The organism is Segatella bryantii, from assembly GCF_022024215.1.
Lineage (GTDB): Bacteria > Bacteroidota > Bacteroidia > Bacteroidales > Bacteroidaceae > Prevotella > Prevotella bryantii.
Window position 1 is genome coordinate 1,606,147 of the sequence record NZ_CP091798.1, and the last position, 19,504, is coordinate 1,625,650.

Consider the following 19,504-nt stretch of genomic DNA (forward strand, 5'->3'; position numbering starts at 1 on the left):
TAATGATAAAAATTCTACAAATAAATATAACAGCCAATTGGGGATCTCATGGAAGAATTGCTGAAGGTATAGGCCTACAGATTCAAGAGAAAGGTTGGCAAAGCTATATTGCCTATGGTCGATGGATGAACCCAAGCCAATCAAAGCTATACCGCATAGGAAGCGATTGGGATGAACGATTACATGGTGTCATATCAAGAATTTTTGATAATCAAGGTCTTCTTTCCAAACACCCAACAAAACAACTTATTGCATATATCCAAAAAGTAAAGCCAGACTTGATTCATCTTCACAACATTCATGGCTACTATATAAATTATCCAATACTGTTCGAGTTTCTTAAGCAGTACAATCGACCCGTAGTATGGACTTTACATGATTGTTGGACATTTACAGGACATTGTGCTCACTATATGTTTGTCGATTGTAAAAAATGGCAGACCCATTGCAAAGAATGTCCTCTTAAATCCAACTATCCTAAAAGTATTCTAATGGACCGATCATATCAAAATTTCGAAAATAAACGTAAATATTTTCTATCCGTACCAAACCTCACCTTAGTTACAGTCAGTAAATGGTTAGAAAATGATACAAAAAAGTCATTCTTCAAAAATCAATCTATCGTAAACATATACAACGGTATTGATTTACATAAATTTATTCCTCAAAAGAACGAGCAGAACATACGAGCGAAATATAATATTCCAACATCAAAGATAATTATATTAGGTGTTGCCTCCAACTGGTATCGTAAGGGGCTGGATGACTTTATTCAGCTTAGGCAACTTCTAGATGATAGTTACACTATCATCTTAGTTGGTCTCAAAGATAAAGAACTTAAACAATTATCTTCAGGCATAATCGGTATTAAACGAACAGAAAACCAAGAAGAGTTATCACAGCTTTACTCTGCAGCAAACGTCTATGTGAACTTGACCAGGGAAGACAATTTTCCAACAACAAATTTGGAAGCCATGGCATGTGGAACTCCAGTAATAACTTATAACACAGGCGGAAGTCAGGAAGCCATAACTCCAGAAACAGGAATAGTCTGCACAAAAGGAAATATCGAAGAAGTAAAGCAAAGCATCATCAACATCTCTCAAAAAAAACGCCTAATTTTTCGACAAAAATGCAGAAAGCGTGCAGAAGACTATTTTGACCAAGATAAGCGCTTCCGCGACTACATTGAATTGTATGAAAAGTTGATAAAAAAATAAAAATCAGCAAACAAAAGAATATATTTTTTGCACTTTTAGAAAAATCAAAAATACAATCAGAACCATTTGATCTCAAATATTTTATATAAAAATTTTAAGCTGATCATAAATGAGTTTGTATACATATTATTTTCACGACAAGCACGTACATCTTCTTTAACTAGAGTTATTCGGCTATTAATATCCTTGGTGCTAGCACCGCCTGTTCTCATCGTCACAAAATCCATAGGGATATAAGTGCTCTTTATTTTATAGCAATGAAAAAGACGAACCATCATTTCATAATCAGAACCTATTTTATAATCCAACTTATATCCCCCAACCTTGTCATATATCTCTTTTTTAAGATAAAAAGAAGGATGAGCAGGCATAAAACCAAAACGCAACCAACGAGGATGAAATCTACGAGAAGAATAATAACGCACACACTTCTCTAAACAGTTACTGTTAACAAAATGGATATCACCATAAACAGCATCTATATCCGAATTATCAAAATAGCGAACCAATTGATTTACCACATTAGGACTAGTATAGAAATCGTCAGAATTCAATATTCCAACAACATCGCCCGTTGCCAAACGAATACCTTTATTCATAGCATCATAAATGCCTTTGTCACTTTCTGATATCCATTTAAGTCGACCTTCAAAATCGGATTCATATTGACGAACAATATCTAAAGTACTATCTTTAGAACCACCATCAATAATAATATACTCAATATCACGATAAGTTTGAGCCAATACAGACTGAATCGTATCAGTTAATGTATTCGCACTATTATATGTAACTGTTATGATCGATACTTTCATATAATACACCAAGTACTAAAATCAATAAGTTAGTAATTGCTAACTTTTACTGCACAAAAGTAATTATACTTTTATCTTTAAAACAGATTTTTTTATTTTTTATTATACGCAAGACAATAAATAATCGCTTCTATAGTTTATAATATATATTAATTTAAACGCATGACCTTATACATCACATTAATAATAGGAGCTTTTCTACTAAGCGCCATATGCGGATTCATCGCAATACCTGAAATACTAAACTATTGTAAAGACAAAAACTTATACGATATACCAGATTCTCGCAAGGTACACAAGAACTTAGTACCTCGCTTGGGAGGCATTTCCTTTATGCCTAGTATGCTTTTATCATTCATTATTGCTCTGTTTGTTTTTAACAGTCAGTTTGGAAAAGGAACGATTCAGATTAGTCTTTGGTCGATTTACTTTTTTATCGGTCTACTTTTGATTTATTCTGTAGGTATCGTGGACGATCTCATAGGATTGAGTGCAAATATCAAATTCGTCGTGCAAATCATTTCGGCAAGCCTACTACCACTGGCTGGCCTATATATCAATAATATGTATGGTCTCTTTGGTATCCATGAGATTTCCTATTGGGTGGGGGTGCCTCTAACCATCTTTATCATTGTTTTCATCTGTAATTCCATGAACCTTATTGATGGTATCGATGGATTATGTGCTGGTCTTTCAGAAATTGCTTTGGGCGGATTCTTGCTAACCTTCATGGAAGAAGGACTCGTTGTATATTGTATTCTGATAGCTGGTCTTATGGGGGTATTAGTTCCTTACTTGTACTTTAATTTGTTTGGCAAAAGCAAAAACAATCGGAAAATTTTTATGGGGGATAGTGGCAGTTTAACTTTAGGGTTTATCCTAAGTTTCCTCTTTGTTAAACTCTCTATGGACAATCGATTGGTAATGGCCTTTGACCCAACACGCATGAATATAGCCGTTTCCCTATTGTTGATACCTACTTTTGACGTCGCTCGTATTATTATATACCGACTTCGCTATCATCGGCCAATCTTTGATGCTGATAAGAACCATATTCATCACAGATTAATGAATCTCGGATTGACGATGCACCAGACTCTCATCACTATTCTTGGCCTTGCCTTAGCTTTTATCGCTATTAACATGCTTCTATTCCCTATTATCGGGTTTACATACGTCTTTTTAACAGATATTGCTCTTTATACGGGGCTACATTTGATCATTGGAACTGTTTATCAGCATAAATTGAAGGAGGAATGCGCTATATGAAACGTGCTATAGATTGCATTTTGGCCATAATATGCCTCGTATTATTTTCACCCCTACTTGCTGTTATTGCTCTTGCCATTCGTATGGAGGACGGGCTTCCCGTAATCTATAGCCAAGAAAGAATTGGTTTACATGGTGAACCTTTCATGATTTATAAATTTAGAAGTATGCGAATGGATGCAGAAGAACATGGAGAACCTCAATTACTGGATATCGAAGGCGATCCACGCCTAACTCATGTGGGCAAATTCCTAAGAAATCACCATTTGGATGAACTTCCTCAACTGTGGAATGTCATAAAAGGCGACATGGCTTTTATCGGACCTAGACCGGAACGAAAATACTATATTAATCAAATCTTAGAAAGAGATGCCCGATATACTCAATTGTACAAGATACGACCAGGAGTAACTTCTTATGCTACTTTGTATAATGGATATACAGATACCATAGAGAAAATGCTTAGAAGACTGGAGCTAGATTTGTACTATTTGGAACATCACTGCTGGTGGTTCGATTGCAAGATATTGCTCAAGACCTTTACCAATATCATTAGTGGAAAAAAATTCTAGCGATAACTAGAAATTAGTAAAATATAGTTTCAATTCTTTTGAGCGTAATATCATTTTAGAACCACTTAGAGCCTCTACTGCAAAGTTCTCTTCTAAATTCTGAATACCATAAGGGCGTAGTATCTCAGGATCATCAACAGGTATATCACCTCCATCCTCCTTATCCTGGTGCCAATGATTGATATAAGGTGAAGAGAGTTTCAAACTATCGCCGGTATATGTAAATCGAAAATAAAATCTGAAATCACTTCCTTGAAGCGCAATGAGCTTATGCTCCACGCCCCAAAACAGTTTTTGGTCGCTTAAATCGTGATGCCCACCTGTGGCAAGAGTATCTATTGCTTCTAAATGCCAAAAACCATCTAAATCACCATTATCACTTGTTTCTAACGTGCATGAGGAGCAGATGACTGCACTCATCATTAGAAATAAAATTCCTGTCAAATTATATTTTATACGTTTCACGATTACTGACGCTTTTTAAAATGTAAAACTCCTGTTTTAGATATCGTTAACTGAAAACCTGTATTTTCACCTAAAATACTGCCAAAATCCATACCATAGGCTCCCTTGAGATGCCAATTATGATTGAAATGATAGGTAGCTTCAAGCATAGTGCTCACATTATGACGTTTACGGGTATATGGGTCACTATAAGTACCAAAACCTTCTTGAAATGTTGCTAATAAGCGATAATCTAATCGCTCACTTGGCTTACCATTGATTCCCAAATGTAAAGCCCAAAAACGATTGTTCTCTACACGAATACTCCCGTCTGTATTATAAAGTGGTGATCGATACAAAGGATTGCCCATCACTTGCCCCCAATGTTGCCATCCGGAATAGAAACTGTGATTGTAATAATCGTCTTGACCTGCTAAATGATCTGCTATGTTATAGGTTCGATCATGATTATATGGTCCACTCTGATATTTGGTATAAATATATTCGAAAACAAGTCCTCGAAGCCAAGTTCCAAATTTAAATTGAAGTTCGGTACCCAGCATCATATCTTTGAGCTTATAAAGATAGAAGCGTGAATGCTGCTTTTCCATATAGTCTGGACCATCACCATATCCATCATAATCAAGAAGAAACATCTGGGAATGATCTTCAAAAAAATGATCGGCATATAAAGACCACATCCAAGAATCAGAATCGTACATCAAACGAGCTACCCAACTGCCTAGCTGATTACCTTCTACATTACCATACTCTCCATCTGCGGCATCCTGCCCCCCAGGCACAAAAGCATGCCAAAAATCTCTTAACCCATGAGGAGCTGTTACAGGTGCTGAACTGTACGAATTATTAGCATTATAACAATTTCCACCAAACTGGGCAGCCATTTCTAATCCTATTTCAAATGACCAAGGACAAAAACGCTCAGGACTGCCTATTTTCAAATAACCTGCTTTACTATGATAATAGGCTCCTGTAGCATAATGATAAGAACTTGTAGAAAATTCTTGCTGCCAATTGCTATCCGTGAATTTACCATAAGCGATATGTCCCTTGATATGAAGCCATCGGCCTAAAGCTGGAATTGTCCAATACTCTGGCAGGGCTAACCTTACTTGTGGCACTGGGCGAGCATTAATACCTAATGTCTGCGATCCACTGCTCAGACTATTATTCTTCAACTCCATAGGATACTCTTTGGCACCAACTGTAAGTGTACCATGAAGCCAGCGAGCCTCAACATAAGCTTGCTGAAGAACAAATTTACTGGTATAATGTATGGGTACTGCCACATCGACCCCATATCCTATACCCCATCGGCGAGCAGAATCAGTTTGAAGTGGTCGAGTAAGGCTTCCACGTAAATAGCCATTATATTTATCTAATGAGCTTAGTCCATATTTATTAGCATTTAGCCATAATGGTGTTTCGTGATTTGAAAAGGAGCTCTGCATCTCGAGCTTATAAGTAATGTTCTGATTTAACTGCAATGCTTCTCTATCAGTCTCCTCCTGCCAAGCATATTGAGCATATAACGGAAACGGGCTACTAATACTTGCAATAAGGATAGCGTATCCTATTTTCATTTTTAACTTTTTTACAACAACCAATTTTATAATATATAACGTTATTGTCTCGTTATTATTTTAAAGACATAGGGATTTTCCCTTATCGATTTAGGGATATTCCCCCCATAATACTAAACAGACTTCATATCTTTGCATCAGGATAAAATAATAGAAACAATTAAATCTCACGAATATGAAAAAGATGATTATAGCCTTGATAGCACTGTTGACCATAACAGTTTCTGCTAGCGCCATGAGTTACAATCAGGCACGTGACGAAGCATTATTCTTAACTGATAAGATGGCATATGAACTTAATCTGACTGATGAGCAGTACGAAGCTGCCTATGAAATCAATCTGGATTATCTGATGAGCATCGATAGCTACGACAATCTTTTTGGTGTATATTGGAATCAGCGAAATTTAGATTTGCAATATGTATTACTCGACTGGCAGTATCGCGCTTTCCTCAATTGCCTATACTTCTATCGCCCTATTTATTGGGATGGCGGTTATTGGCACTTCAGAATTTACGCACGATATCCACATCGTAACTACTTCTACTTTGGTCGTCCAAGAGTCTATGTCGTTTATCGAGGTGGACACAGTTGGCGACATAATGGAGGACGTTCTTGGTATGCTAACCGTACCTGGAGACATCACGACAGAGTCACCCATGTTGGCATGAGGGATGGATGGAATAATGGTAAATACGGACGTGGACAACACTTTGACACACGTGACCATATCAGTACGAATCGTAATAATAGAAGTAATGCAAACCGTTCGTTCGGAGGATTAACGAACAATAATAATCGGAGTAATCCGTCTTTAGATAACAGAAATGGACGATTTGGCAATCGTGAAAGTAGCACAAGGTCTACTGTTACTAGAGGTATCGAGCGCAATACTAACCGTAATTATGGAAACTTTAGTAACCGCTCTAATGAAAATCGTTCTAATGCAAATCGCTCCTTTGGCGGTTCTACGGTAAGAAGTGGTTCATTCGGAGGAAGTAGAGTTAACAGCAATATCGGTAGTAGTCGCTCTTCTAGCGAAAGTTCAAGCAAGGGTCACACTGAGAGATCAAGCTTGGGCGGCGGACACAGATAAGATATAAGGTTAAAAAGACTAAATAGGATAATTGAAGAAGACATCTTGCAGATTAAATTCAGCAAGGTGTCTTCTTGATTAATATCCCAATGCTATAAAATGAGAATACGTACTTCTGCATTGGTCATCGGTTTAATTTCATTCATCGGCTTTTTGTAGTAGACGCTTTGAATAGCTTTGTTGATAATGCCATGGCCTACAGCTAACACGACTTTATCAGGATAAGTTGTTTTAATATAGGTCAGAAAATTGGTAGCTCGAGATTTCAGACGGGGTATACTTTCTATATCCTCTGGCCATTCCTCTGGTTTGACATTTTGCAAATTAGGAATGTACTTACCCGTGAAACTTCCCCAATCTCGTTCACGCAATAGTGGTATCTGCTCTACCTGAGCATGGTGAGGAGCTGCTATGATTTCACACGTTTGCACAGAGCGATGTAAGTCACTAGAGACAAATACGTCGATTTCCTTGTCTGCCATCTGATGGCTCACAGATTCAGCCTGAGCTATTCCATTTTCATTAAGTTCGCCTGGGGTTTGCCCTTGCATAACATGGTTGGCATTGTCATAAGTCTCACCATGCCTTACTAGATATAATGTTGTCATAATTCGTTTAATATCTTAAATAATTTATTATCTTTGCAGAAAAATATATTTTCTATGAAAGCATTACAAAGTTCATATTTTCGAAGTATTTGTGCTATTATCGTGGGTATTCTGCTTATTCAATATCGCCAAGAAATGATGCACTGGCTCATGATAGCTATCGGTATTATCTTCCTCATCTCCGGTTTGATTTCGGTCGTTTCTTATTACAGCGCTATCAAACACCAAGATGAAGATATACAGGTATTCGACAGCAATGGCAATTTGATCATCAACAGAAAACCTACCTTTCCTATAGTAGGCATCGGCAGTCTCGTATTAGGTGGTATTCTCACGGTTATGCCTAGTACATTTATTATCGGACTGATGTACATTCTAGCATCTATTCTCATCTTAGGTGCCATTAACATGTTTGCCAACCTTGCTTCTGCCAATAAGTTCGCTCAAATCGGTCTTTTCTGGTGGATTATACCTAGCATCATTCTTCTAATAGGTATCTTTATTATGGTTAATCCGCTGGAATCTGCAGAGACTCCATTGGTAATCATCGGATGGAGTATGCTGCTTTATGGGGTTATCGAATGTATCAACGCCATCAAAATACATCAGATAAAGAGAACTTTTGCAAATCAGCATGCAACACCAACCACGACATCTTCTGCTGAAGATACTCATACAAATTCTAACCGTGAGCAGAAGACCAACGAAGAACTATCAGAAAAAGATTTCGAGTAGATATAGAATTAGCGTTATACCAACTCACCATTACAAAGAGCGCCCTCTTGTGTTGAGGGCGCTCTTCTTTTTTATATTGCAGGAACCAGTCCTTCGATATATTTACATAGTATACCTATACCTTTAATATTCTCACCTCCCTGAGGGATTATCAAATCGGCATAGCGCTTGGTTGGCTCAATAAACTGCTCATGCATCGGTTTGAGCACCTGTAAATAGCGTTCTACAACCATACTAACAGTGCGGCCACGATCTATTGTATCTCGCTGAATATTACGAATAAGGCGTTCATCAGGATCGCAATCTACAAATATCTTGAGATCCATGATTTCACGTAATTTCTTATTCAAGAGAGTCATAATACCTTCTATAATAATAACTGGCTTTGGCTCTACATGGATAGTTTCAGGAAGACGATTACACTGCAAATATGAATATGTAGGCTGCTCTATCGCATGTCCAAGACGGAGTTCATTGATTTGCTTGGTCAATAACTTCCAGTCGAAGGCATCTGGATGATCAAAATTAATAGCGTGACGCTCTTCTTCTGTCATATGTGTCGTATCATTGTAATACGAATCAAGTGGAACTACTGCTACATAATGTGGAGGCAAAGCCTCTACTATCTTTTTCACGACAGTAGTCTTGCCACTACCAGTTCCACCTGCAATTCCAATAATAGTTACATTATCTTCCATTCTCTATTTATTGATTATTTTTTTTGTTACTTCAGCAGATCATCAAACATACGCTGATAATATTCTGCCTTTTTCTCGGTTGCCATCGGATAAGCCCTACTACTGCTTGGCATGCGATACAAACGCAGAGACCTACCTTCAAACTGAAATTCAACATAACTGCCCATTTTCATTTTCTTGGCAGCTGTTATACCATAATGTTCTGTAAATATTTGGGTTGCCAGCTGACCTGCTGTCAATACACCTCTACAATCGGGTAAAGCACGAAGCATGCTGTCTAAATCAGCTGGCTCAACAATTTCCAAATCTTTATCGGATGCGGTTCCTTTAGTACGACGAATACGAAGAGCTGTATCAAAAATGGCAACTCGCTTCTCTTCAAGGAACGTTTTTATTTTTTCGAGCGCAAAACGCTTTTCACCTGGAACGATAAAATACTGTTTGTCGTCAAAAAAACAAATGCCGAAGATTCGCCACATATCATTCATGAAGTTGGGATAATACCAATCCATACACCACCGCTTGGGTGAAGGAGGGAAAGTACCCAACATCAATAACCGAGCATTCTTAGGTAGCCACGGTTCAAAGGGATGGGTCTCTATCGGCATTTCTGTAGGCATTACTTCTTCTCCTTCAAAAGATAGACTACTGTTGGGAGGTGATCGCTATAACCATTAAGCCAAACACCACCTGCTGTAGTACGCTTTGGCGAACCTTTATACTTTCCTTCTGTCTGGAACATATAATCACGACGGAAAATCTGATTCTTCCAATACTTTAGTGTAGAATAATCCTTGCTACCGTTCTGATTGATCAAAGTTGGACTCAGAATAATCTGATCGAAAAGGTTCCAGGCACCTTGATAACTTAATGTACCAGTGCCAGACTGATGTACATTATACCAAGGATTGAACATCTCGTCAGCCTTTACCTTATTAATATTTTCCTTAGCAGCCAACTCTTTATACATGCTCGCATCTTCAGGATCATCATTCATATCGCCCATCACGATAACCTTGCAGGTAGGATCTTCACGAAGCAAAGAGTCTTTAACAACTTTTATCTGGCGTGCACCACTCTCACGATAGAAACTGGCACTGAAACGACTTGGTAAATGACATACAATAATCGTAACATGCTCATTCGCCAAAGTTCCACTTACAGTAAGGAAGCCACGGGTGTAAAAGGCACTGTCTTTTTTTAATTCCTGAACATAAGGAACTAATTTTACATTTCTTACTTGAAATAACTGAGGATTATACAATAAGGCACAATCGATACCTCGACGATCTGGTCCCTCAATATGCACAAAGTTGAAACCGCGCTTTGCCAAAGCTGGCTGAGCTACTAAATCTTTAAGCACATTATCGTTTTCTACTTCAGCAAGACCAATCGCAGCACACCCTACAGGAATTACATCTGTTCCCATTTCAGAAAGTACCTGAGCCATATTCTTCAATTTATTCGAATATTTAAGACCATTCCAGCCCTTGTCAGGTAAATACTCATAGTCATTCTTGCCTTCATCATGACAAGTATCAAACAAGTTTTCTTGATTATAGAAACCGATAGCATAACCTACAAACGATTTCTGAGCAGATACAGTGAGGCAAGCCATAAACCAAGCTGCCAACAAAAGAATATTCTTTTTCATTAATGCTAAAAATGTTTATCCAAAATTTTAACCTTACTAACTTCCTTAACTTACATATGATGAAAGTATTCTGCAAATATCGTGATTTAATTTGATATAAAAGCCAAAACAACTGAAAAATTTAACTAAAAACACTTCCTTTTTTAAAATATATTTCGTTACTTTGCACAGTAAAGTATAATTTTTATTAAATTTAGAATATGCAAAACAAGGTAAAGATTGCTGTGATGGCTCTCTGCTACACTCCTGTTGCGCTTGCTCAAAACACTAATAATACTGAGCAAAAGCAAGCCCAGAGTCTAGATGAGCAGGCATTCACTTTCACCGAAGCACAATTGGGAGAGGACGAGAATATGTCACAAAACGTGACCATTCTAAATTCCAGCACTAATTTATTCGCATCTCAGGCTGGTTATTTGTTTTCTCCTATGCGTTATCGCTATCGTGCTTTAAACCAGAAGTACAATCAGGTTTATGCGAACGGTGCTCCATTAAACGACATGGAATCAGGACAATTCAGATTCTCTAATGTGGGTGGTTTAAATCGCTTCACTCGCAATGTAGAATTTGCTCTTCCATTTGAAAGCAACAATTTTGGTCTTAACAGTCTAGCTGGAAGTAATAATTATGACTTCCGTGCTGGTTCTATGCAAGAAGGTCACTTTGTTTCGATTGCTGCTGCTAATCGCAACTATACGGCGCGTGGCATGTATACTTATGCTTCTGGTTTCAACCCTAGAGGTTGGGCTTTTGCCGGAGGTGTAACCTATCGCTGGGCTAAACAGGGCTATGTCGAGGGTACGTTCTACAACTCACTTTCTTATTTCTTTGGAGTTCAGAAAATGTGGAAGAATGGTCATAGCCTTTCTTTCTCTACTTGGGGTAATCCTACCGAGCGCGCTTCACAGGGTGCTTCTACTGACGAAATGTATTGGCTCGCTAATGACAATCAGTACAACCCTTACTGGGGCTATCAGAACGGACATAAACGTAATTCTCGCGTTATCAACGATTTCGCTCCTTCTGCTATTCTTACTTGGGACTGGAACATTGACAACAATACCAAACTGGTAACAAGTCTCTTTGGTAAATATAGCATGTATAAGGGTACACGCTTGAATTACAATAATAGTGAAAATCCACAGCCTGACTATTGGAAAGCTCTTCCTTCTAGTTATTATGATGTATGGGGAGGCAACAATATCGGCAATGATTATAACCAGTGGCTTTCTGCGTACAACTTCTTTACGTTGTCAAAGGCTAATCGTCAAATCAACTGGGATAAATTATACTATGCTAACCAGTCTGCAGCTGCTACTGGTCAGGATGCTTTGTATTATGTGGAGGCAAAACATAATGATGCCTTCAATATGACCTTGGCATCTACTCTTACCAAACATGATACCAAGCACTCTGTATGGAATTTGGGTATTATCGGCCAGACTAACAATGATCGTCATTACAAAACAATGGACGATCTTCTCGGTGCAACGTCATTCCACAATGTAAATAGCTATGCGTTAGGTAACTACTCTGCTCTAAGCGATCAATATCAATACGACTTGAACACTATGGGTGCTGACCGTAAAGGCGCTTTAGTACAGGAAGGTGATGTTTTCGGTTACGATTACAGAATCTACAACAACAAAGCAACTCTTTGGAGCAGTTATACTTCTAATGTAGGTCGAGTACAGTTGATGGTTTCAGGCAAAACAAGTTTCCAAACCATGCAGCGCAACGGTGCGATGCGTAACTGTATGTTTGCCGATAACTCATACGGTAAAAGTGGTGTAGCTCGCTTCTGGGAAGGCGGCGGTAAAGGTCGTATCACTTATGATGCAGGTAAAGGCCACGTTCTTGCTTTGGGCATAGGCTACGAGTGGAACGCTCCTACAGCAAACACCGCTTTCGCTGCTCCTGAAATGAATAATGACTTCGTAAACAACTTGAAAGACGAGCATGTATTCAGCAGCGAATTTAGTTATCAGTATAAGGGCAGTTGGTTGCAGGCTAATATTAATGGCTATTACAACCGTCTTGACCACGTAACTGAATGGCAGAATTTCTACTACGATGATATCAATTCATTCTCATATCTTTCTATGACTGGTATCGAGAAAGAATATTATGGTGTAGAACTCGGTTTGAAAGTAAAACTAACTTCATTCCTTGATTTGAAGGGATTAGGTACTATAAGCGAGGCTAAGTATATCAATAATGCCAATGGTATTTACTTAAACTCTATCGAGGGTAAATACGTTACTGAGACTGTATACAACAAGGGTTATCGCGATAACGGTACTCCTCTTACTATGGGTAGCGCAGGTTTGAGCTTCCACCAGAATGGCTGGTATATCGACCTTAATGCCAACTGGTATGATGCCATCTACTTGTCTTATGCGCCAAATATGCTTTATGGTGGCACGATGTCTAAGATGGGGTATGTCGATAATGATGGTAACTACATAATACCAGAACAGTATAGAGGTCATGGTGGCTGGATGGTTGACGGAAGTATCGGCAAGAGCATCCGCCTGAAGAAGGGTTCATTGAACTTTAATCTGATGGTCAGCAACATCCTGAACAATACTCACCTTGTAACAGGTGGTTATGTACAGAGCCGAAGCGACTACACCATTAATACTACTACCAATACTACCAAAGCTCGCGTTTACAGCTTCTCTAAGAACCCTAAGAAGTTCTATGCATGGGGTACTAATGGTATGTTCCAGATATCTTATAGATTCTAAAAAAGACAACAATGAAAAAATTAAAATATTTAGCATTGGCGCTCGCAGGGGTTATCTTTGCTTCGTGTATGGGAAGCAGCTATGCAGACCCTACCTTGGATGAATCACCTTATGGCGATAATAGCATTGAGACAACTAATCTGGTTACAATTGCTCAACTGAAAGCCAAATATAAGAATAAGATTACCGGTAATTCATATACCACGATTTCTGAAGATATGCAAATCAAAGGTATTGTAACGGGTAATGACCGTGGTGGTAATATCTATCAGGAGATTTCTATCCAGGACGAAACTGGCGCTCTTCTCGTATGTGTTTCAGCTAGTGGTCTCTATGGCTACTTACCTGAAGGCCAGGAAGTCATCATCGACTTAAAAGATTTAATTATCGGTGGTTATGGTGGTCAGGCTGAAGTTGGTGGTATTTATACCAATACGAGCACTGGCGCCAAAGGCGTAGGTCGCATGGACCGCTATACTTGGGAAAAGCACTACAAGCTTGTAGGTGAACCTGATACTACCAAACTGAACAGTCTGAAAGAAGATTTTGATGTTTCAAAGCTATCTGATGCATCCTATATTTTCGACAATGCAGGAAAGTTGATGACGATCAAGGGCGTTACTTTCAAGGATGCTAACGGAAAGAATGTTTATGCTCCAAACGATGGTAGTGTATCACTGACATCAAACTGTGCTAACCGTGCGTTTACAGGATACAACTCTAGTAATTTGTGTTTACGCACCAGTACTTATGCAGACTTTGCGAACGATATCATCAAATCTGGAACATGTGATGTAACTGGTATCTTCACCATTTACAACTCAACTTGGCAGATTCTTGCTCGCGACCTAAATGATATTAAATAACAGATTAGAAAAAAAAGAAATCAAATATGAAAAAATTAGTTTATTCAGCAATAGCATTAGCTGTTAGCGTACTTTCTCTCACTAGTTGTGAAGATGTACCAGCTCCTTATACATTGCCAACTGACAGCGAAAATACTGAGATTAAAGTAGCACCTAAGGGTTCTGGTACTGCAGAAGATCCATTCAACGTTGTCGCTCTCGATAGCTTAATGGATAATGAATTCGATGCGAACGCTACTTACTATGTAAAGGGTGTCGTATCTCAAGTAGGTACTTTTAATGAGTCTTTTGGTAATATCACCTATTATATTAAAGATGAAGAGGCCTCAACTACATTCTATGTTTATCGCGGTCTTGGCCTTGGCGGTGCGAATTTTACTTCAGAAAGTGATATTGCAATTGGAGATTCTGTAGTCGTTGCAGGTAACGTTACTATTTACAATGGTACAAAAGAATTTGTCACAAACAAGAGCCATATCGTATACTTAAACGGTAAGACTGCTTCTAATAGTGGTACATCAACAGCAGAACCTACAGGTACAGGAACAGAGACAGACCCTTATAATGTAGCAGCTGTTCTCAAACTCTACGAAAATAATAGCTACGATTCTAATAAGGAAGTTTACGTAAAGGGTATTGTGGCTAAAGTTGGCAGCATCGATACTGTAAACTATGGTAATGCTACTTACTACATTTCTGATGACGGTACTTCTACTAACGACTTTGAGATTTACCATGGTTTCTACTTGAATGGTGAAAAGTTTACATCAAAGAGCCAGTTGAAAAAAGGTCAGACTGTAGTGGTTTGTGGTAAACTGACATTGTATAATACTACTAAAGAAATGGATAAGGAAAGCAAGTTGATCTCTATCGAAGGTGAAGGTACTTCAACAGAATCTGGTTCTGAAGCAGCAGGTCAAATCACAACTTCAAGCTTTAATTTGACAGATGCTGCAGAATGGGGTACTCAAACCCTGACAGATGGCACTAAGATTATTGCAGAAGCAGGAACAGGATCTAATTCTCCAAAATTCTATATTGCAGGTAGTGGTACTCTTCGCGTTTATCCAGGCAATACACTTACATTCGAAGCTACCAAAAATATTAAAAGCATAACTATCCTTTGTGACAGCTACAATGGAATAAATTATACAGCCCAAGGAATGGCTACTGCTTCTGTAGGAACAATTGCTCTCAACGAACTTACTTATACCATTAGCGATATTAACAGTAATAAAGTTGTACTTACTAACAGTAATACAAATACAGGTGGTAAGTCTCAGTTAAGAATATTAAGCTTTGTTATTAACTACGCAAACTAAAAAGGAAAATAATTCCTAAAATATTTGGCGAGTTGCAAAATTCTTCGTAATTTTGCAACTCGTTACGTATAGTGACATTATTATTAATAAACAAATATTTTAGATTAAAATGAAAAAAGGTATTCATCCAGCAGACTATCGTCCCGTCGTATTCAAGGATATGTCCAACGGCGATATGTTCCTTACATGTTCTACATGCAAGACTAATGACACTGTAGAATTTGAAGGCGAAACTTACCCAGTGGTTAAGGTCGAAATCTCAAGCTCTTCTCACCCATTCTATACAGGTAAGAGCAAGCTTGTTGATACAGCAGGTCGTGTTGACCGCTTCATGAACCGTTACGGTAAGCTGAAGAAGTAAATATATCCTTTATAAGTATATATTAAGTCAAGAGGGTACGTTCGAGCGTAGTTGCATATGCGGTCGGTCGTACCCTTTATCATTCTAAACGAAATCTCAATAGGTAATTCTATATAACTAAACTTCACTTATGCACACAATTAAATCTTTATTTTTAGCCATGGGCGTATTAGCTCTGGTTGCTTGCGGCAGTAGTAATGACGATAATTCAACATCTACATCTGGGTCTTCCGCTTCTAATGTAAATGCCAACATACCAACAGCAAGCATGAAATATATTGGCGATTTGGAGTTTCCGAAGGTAAAAGGAGGTAATAGCATTATCATCAGCCACCTTGATGGCGATTCTCTCAACTACTCCATAGAATGGGACACCGAAAAGAAATCCAACCGATGGTCTTGCTATAAAATGTATTGGAGTAACCGACTCTCACGTACCAAACGCTATTCTGATAGTCCACAGTATCCATCCGATCCTGACATGAACAGTAGCTATCAATATAGCGTTGATAACGATCCGTTTGGGAAGACTGGGTATGACCATGGCCATCTTTGTCCCTCTGCTGATCGTTTGAATTCAGCAAATTCCAACTACCAAACCTTCTACCTTACCAACATGCAGCCACAAGCTCACTCGTTCAACGATGGTATCTGGAGTGATATGGAAAACTTAATTCGTTCATGGATTACAGTTAATTCCAGTCATTCTGATACGTTATATGTTTGCAAAGGTGGTACTATTGACAAGTCAACAGATATATTCACGACGACAAGCAAAGGACTTCTTGTGCCAAGATATTATTTTTCTGCAGTATTGATGAAGAACTCTTCTGGCTATAAAGCTATTGGCTTTTGGTTCGACCAAACTGTTTCAGCATCTAAGCAAGGAACTCTTGCAAGCCATGTCGTAAATATCGATACTCTGGAAGAAAAAACCGGCATAGACTTCTTCTGTAACTTGCCTGATGACACAGAAGAACATGTAGAATCTCTTGCTGTAGAGAATATTCTAAGAGCCTGGAAACTTAACTGATAAGTATATATCGACTCAAGACACCATACGAAGAAAAAAGGGCAACCTCACGGCTGCCCTTTTTTTTACTCTCTAACTTGAATAAATACTACTTTAAAAATTAATTTCTTAAATTGTCATTACTACTTCTTGAATTTTATGCCCTTACGAGCATTCTTTTCTTTTTATACTTGTGCCAATTTCACACAAAAGGCATGTAGTAATACTCGCTTTACATCTCTAACTTAACACGTTTCTGCAATAATATATCTCGTTTTTTGACCCCTAATATTTTTATTTCGTTTTGCTCATGGCGACACCCTTTACCATTACAGTATTGGCTTTTCCACCATAGCTACGTCCATTTCCCTGACGATTACTCTTAGCATGAGCACTCTGATAGGTTAAATCAAACTCATCATACTCTTGTACCCCTTTGATAGCAGTCATCGTTCCCCAGAACCGACTTCTATCCAACCTGAAGTCATCATAATATATCACCATGCTGACATGATCTGCAAAGTCTATATAAACATGACCATCTTGGTTAATATACCATGTAAACTTACGCGTTTTATAAGGCTCCTCTGCTAAAGTAAAAGTATACTCTGTACCTATACCCGAAGCCTGATTCTTGCTACGCTGAAAAGTATAATCTACATAGAAGCTATCAGCATAAGCAATACCACCCTCTGTATATTTAGCAATTAATGTACCCGACCACTGACCTTCAATATATTCAGCCATCGCTAACATATCATCAGAGACATCGTCATCATCATCATAATACCCATGACGATTTCCTAGATACCATTCATCAGTATAATTATCACAGCCTACTATTGTTAGTGCCAACAGCCCTAAAACAATCCATACTCGATATGATTTCAACTGTTTCATAACTAATGCTTACTAAATGTTTCTTTTAACGAGAGCAAAGATACGACAAAGTTTCCACCTATATGGGGGAAATTTCCCTACCACTTTGGGGAAAATCCCTATTTGTAATAGGAATACCCCCAGCTAAAATTCGTAATTACTTGCTTTTCAGAGCATTAAGTGAATCCTTATCAAAAAAGAGTTTTCCCTTTTTCATTAGAACACCTTCTTCTGAACCAGCTCTGGTACGATTTGATTTTGCCCAATTATAATAGGTATCATAATAGTCGTCATAATAAGAATTAAAATCTCCGTCAGACATGAAACTCAAGTTGAAATAGATATCTCTATGGGTACCATCATCGATATAACCTTCGAAATGATAATCATCCAGAGTATAATCATAGATTATCGCTCTTGTTCCATCTTCGTAATAAAGGTAGGCTGTCTGATTGCGAACTTCCCAATCAAATCGCCCATACCCCCGTCGATTACCTATTACGTCAATTTCTACTCCTGTGCCCTTCGTTGCTGTCTGACGATCGAACCGGAAAATCGTAAGATATTGATCATTACCTACAGGATAGCCCAAGTCATCATAATAGGTACTTTGAAGGGTTCCACCCCAAATACCCTGCAATGTGTCAGACATAGCCATATCCTCCATTCTATCACAAGAAGTGAATGCCAATGCACTTAACATAACCAGTGCAATACTAAATATAGAAGTAAACTTTTTCATAATTTCATCCCTTTATTTATGATTCATTTTTATAACACAAAGGTACATAAATAAACCGATTGGTAAAAAGAAAATCCCCATTCTTGAAAAGGAATTTACGATACGAGAATAGGGAATTCCCTACTATCCATTTTTTTTGTAATTTCTGTACTTTTGTTATCGCTAATCAGAAAATAATGCTATCTTTGCAATTACATTTACTCAAATCGAATCTAAATATATTTTATACAAGAAAATGAGAACAGTTTACGAATTCTCTGTAAAAGACAGAAAAGGTAAAGATGTATCACTCAAAGAGTACGCTAATGAAGTGCTTTTAATCGTCAACACAGCAACAAAATGCGGTTTTACACCTCAGTACGAAGAACTCGAAAAGCTTTATGAGAAATACCATGCTCAAGGTTTTGAAATCCTTGATTTTCCATGTAACCAATTTGGACAGCAAGCTCCTGGTACAGACGAAAGTATTCACAAATTCTGCAAATTGACTTACGGTACAGAATTTCCTCGTTTCAAGAAGATTAAAGTGAATGGCAATGATGCTGCTCCGCTTTATAAGTTTCTTACAGAAACCAAGGGTTTTGCAGGTTGGGACGAAAGCCATCCTATCTACCCTATTCTCGACAAGATGCTGACTGAATCTGACCCTAATTATAAAGAGAATCCTTCTATCAAATGGAATTTCACCAAGTTCCTCACCAATAAGAAAGGTCAGGTTGTCGCTCGATTCGAACCTACAGAAAGTATTGACAATATCGCAAAACAGATAGAAGAACTGCTTACTGCATAGGTATCAGATACAATAAAAAATAAATCGCCGAATAGAATGCTAATTATCTATTCGGCGATTTTCATAT

General features: G+C 38.1%; 20 protein-coding genes. 11 read left to right on the forward strand and 9 right to left on the reverse strand.

The features are described from left to right. Positions 1-2 precede the first annotated feature (2 nt). Complete coding sequence (locus L6471_RS10810; RefSeq protein ID WP_027452954.1) at positions 3-1,220, forward strand: glycosyltransferase; 1,218 nt, start codon at positions 3-5, stop codon at positions 1,218-1,220. Positions 1,221-1,276: 56 nt separating this feature from the next. Here L6471_RS10810 and L6471_RS10815 read toward each other — a convergent pair whose 3' ends face one another. Then, positions 1,277-2,035: a glycosyltransferase family 2 protein gene (locus tag L6471_RS10815; RefSeq protein ID WP_027452955.1), complete on the reverse strand. Its 759-nt coding sequence runs from the start codon at positions 2,033-2,035 to the stop codon at positions 1,277-1,279. 162 nt (positions 2,036-2,197) lie between these two features. Here L6471_RS10815 and L6471_RS10820 point away from each other — a divergent pair, with 162 nt between their 5' ends. Both L6471_RS10820 and L6471_RS10825 read left to right on the forward strand, forming a co-directional pair. Beyond that, entirely contained in the window at positions 2,198-3,304 is a 1,107-nt protein-coding gene (locus L6471_RS10820) for an MraY family glycosyltransferase (protein ID WP_237797312.1), read from the forward strand. Further along, the gene (locus L6471_RS10825) at positions 3,301-3,876 is read left to right on the forward strand and encodes a sugar transferase (RefSeq protein WP_237797313.1); all 576 of its coding nucleotides are present in this window, start codon (positions 3,301-3,303) and stop codon (positions 3,874-3,876) included. Before L6471_RS10820 ends, L6471_RS10825 begins: the two co-directional genes overlap by 4 nt. 6 nt (positions 3,877-3,882) lie before the next feature. On the opposite strand, the gene L6471_RS10830 is transcribed toward L6471_RS10825, so the two are convergent. Together L6471_RS10830 and L6471_RS10835 are read right to left on the reverse strand one after the other, a co-directional pair. Next, entirely contained in the window at positions 3,883-4,299 is a 417-nt protein-coding gene (locus L6471_RS10830) for a lipocalin-like domain-containing protein (protein ID WP_051214615.1), read from the reverse strand. Between the two features lie 44 nt (positions 4,300-4,343). Continuing rightward, entirely contained in the window at positions 4,344-5,924 is a 1,581-nt protein-coding gene (locus L6471_RS10835; RefSeq protein WP_237797314.1) for a capsule assembly Wzi family protein, read from the reverse strand. 175 nt (positions 5,925-6,099) lie between these two features. Here L6471_RS10835 and L6471_RS10840 point away from each other — a divergent pair, with 175 nt between their 5' ends. Next, the gene (locus L6471_RS10840) at positions 6,100-7,020 is read left to right on the forward strand and encodes a hypothetical protein (RefSeq protein ID WP_237797315.1); all 921 of its coding nucleotides are present in this window, start codon (positions 6,100-6,102) and stop codon (positions 7,018-7,020) included. A gap of 92 nt (positions 7,021-7,112) precedes the next feature. Here L6471_RS10840 and L6471_RS10845 read toward each other — a convergent pair whose 3' ends face one another. Then, the gene (locus L6471_RS10845) at positions 7,113-7,628 is read right to left on the reverse strand and encodes a histidine phosphatase family protein (RefSeq protein ID WP_006281799.1); all 516 of its coding nucleotides are present in this window, start codon (positions 7,626-7,628) and stop codon (positions 7,113-7,115) included. A 54-nt stretch (positions 7,629-7,682) separates the two neighbouring features. Here L6471_RS10845 and L6471_RS10850 point away from each other — a divergent pair, with 54 nt between their 5' ends. Beyond that, positions 7,683-8,363, forward strand: a complete 681-nt coding sequence (locus L6471_RS10850; protein ID WP_237797316.1) for an HdeD family acid-resistance protein — start codon at positions 7,683-7,685, stop codon at positions 8,361-8,363. A 71-nt stretch (positions 8,364-8,434) separates the two neighbouring features. Here the strand turns inward: L6471_RS10850 and udk are convergent, their stop codons facing one another. Genes udk through L6471_RS10865 form a run of 3 tightly spaced genes read right to left on the reverse strand, consistent with a single transcriptional unit; the run spans position 8,435 to position 10,715 of the window. After that, positions 8,435-9,061 (reverse strand): uridine kinase, encoded by a 627-nt coding sequence (gene udk / locus L6471_RS10855; RefSeq protein WP_027452960.1) that lies wholly within the window; start codon positions 9,059-9,061, stop codon positions 8,435-8,437. Positions 9,062-9,087: 26 nt separating this feature from the next. Continuing rightward, entirely contained in the window at positions 9,088-9,669 is a 582-nt protein-coding gene (locus tag L6471_RS10860) for a uracil-DNA glycosylase family protein (protein WP_173652303.1), read from the reverse strand. A gap of 11 nt (positions 9,670-9,680) precedes the next feature. Beyond that, positions 9,681-10,715 (reverse strand): endonuclease/exonuclease/phosphatase family protein, encoded by a 1,035-nt coding sequence (locus tag L6471_RS10865; RefSeq protein ID WP_237797317.1) that lies wholly within the window; start codon positions 10,713-10,715, stop codon positions 9,681-9,683. 200 nt (positions 10,716-10,915) lie between these two features. Here L6471_RS10865 and L6471_RS10870 point away from each other — a divergent pair, with 200 nt between their 5' ends. The 5 genes from L6471_RS10870 (at position 10,916) to L6471_RS10890 (ending at position 17,047) form a co-directional block, all read left to right on the forward strand. Beyond that, on the forward strand, positions 10,916-13,465 hold the full coding sequence (locus L6471_RS10870; protein WP_237797318.1) for a TonB-dependent receptor: 2,550 nt from the start codon (positions 10,916-10,918) through the stop codon (positions 13,463-13,465). An 11-nt stretch (positions 13,466-13,476) separates the two neighbouring features. Further along, positions 13,477-14,331: a DUF5689 domain-containing protein gene (locus tag L6471_RS10875; protein ID WP_006281793.1), complete on the forward strand. Its 855-nt coding sequence runs from the start codon at positions 13,477-13,479 to the stop codon at positions 14,329-14,331. Between the two features lie 26 nt (positions 14,332-14,357). Next, a complete protein-coding gene (locus L6471_RS10880) occupies positions 14,358-15,653 on the forward strand; it encodes a hypothetical protein (RefSeq protein ID WP_237797319.1) in 1,296 nt (431 codons plus the stop codon). A 109-nt stretch (positions 15,654-15,762) separates the two neighbouring features. Beyond that, positions 15,763-16,014 (forward strand): type B 50S ribosomal protein L31, encoded by a 252-nt coding sequence (locus L6471_RS10885; protein ID WP_074550168.1) that lies wholly within the window; start codon positions 15,763-15,765, stop codon positions 16,012-16,014. Between the two features lie 130 nt (positions 16,015-16,144). Further along, positions 16,145-17,047, forward strand: a complete 903-nt coding sequence (locus tag L6471_RS10890) for a DNA/RNA non-specific endonuclease (RefSeq protein WP_237797320.1) — start codon at positions 16,145-16,147, stop codon at positions 17,045-17,047. Positions 17,048-17,320: 273 nt separating this feature from the next. On the opposite strand, the gene L6471_RS10895 is transcribed toward L6471_RS10890, so the two are convergent. Together L6471_RS10895 and L6471_RS10900 are read right to left on the reverse strand one after the other, a co-directional pair. Beyond that, positions 17,321-17,926, reverse strand: a complete 606-nt coding sequence (locus L6471_RS10895; RefSeq protein ID WP_094448125.1) for a hypothetical protein — start codon at positions 17,924-17,926, stop codon at positions 17,321-17,323. 136 nt (positions 17,927-18,062) lie between these two features. Beyond that, a complete protein-coding gene (locus L6471_RS10900; protein WP_237797321.1) occupies positions 18,063-18,647 on the reverse strand; it encodes a hypothetical protein in 585 nt (194 codons plus the stop codon). Between the two features lie 235 nt (positions 18,648-18,882). On the opposite strand from L6471_RS10900, the gene L6471_RS10905 reads away from it, so the two are divergent. After that, a complete protein-coding gene (locus tag L6471_RS10905; protein WP_006281787.1) occupies positions 18,883-19,437 on the forward strand; it encodes a glutathione peroxidase in 555 nt (184 codons plus the stop codon). Positions 19,438-19,504 lie beyond the last annotated feature (67 nt).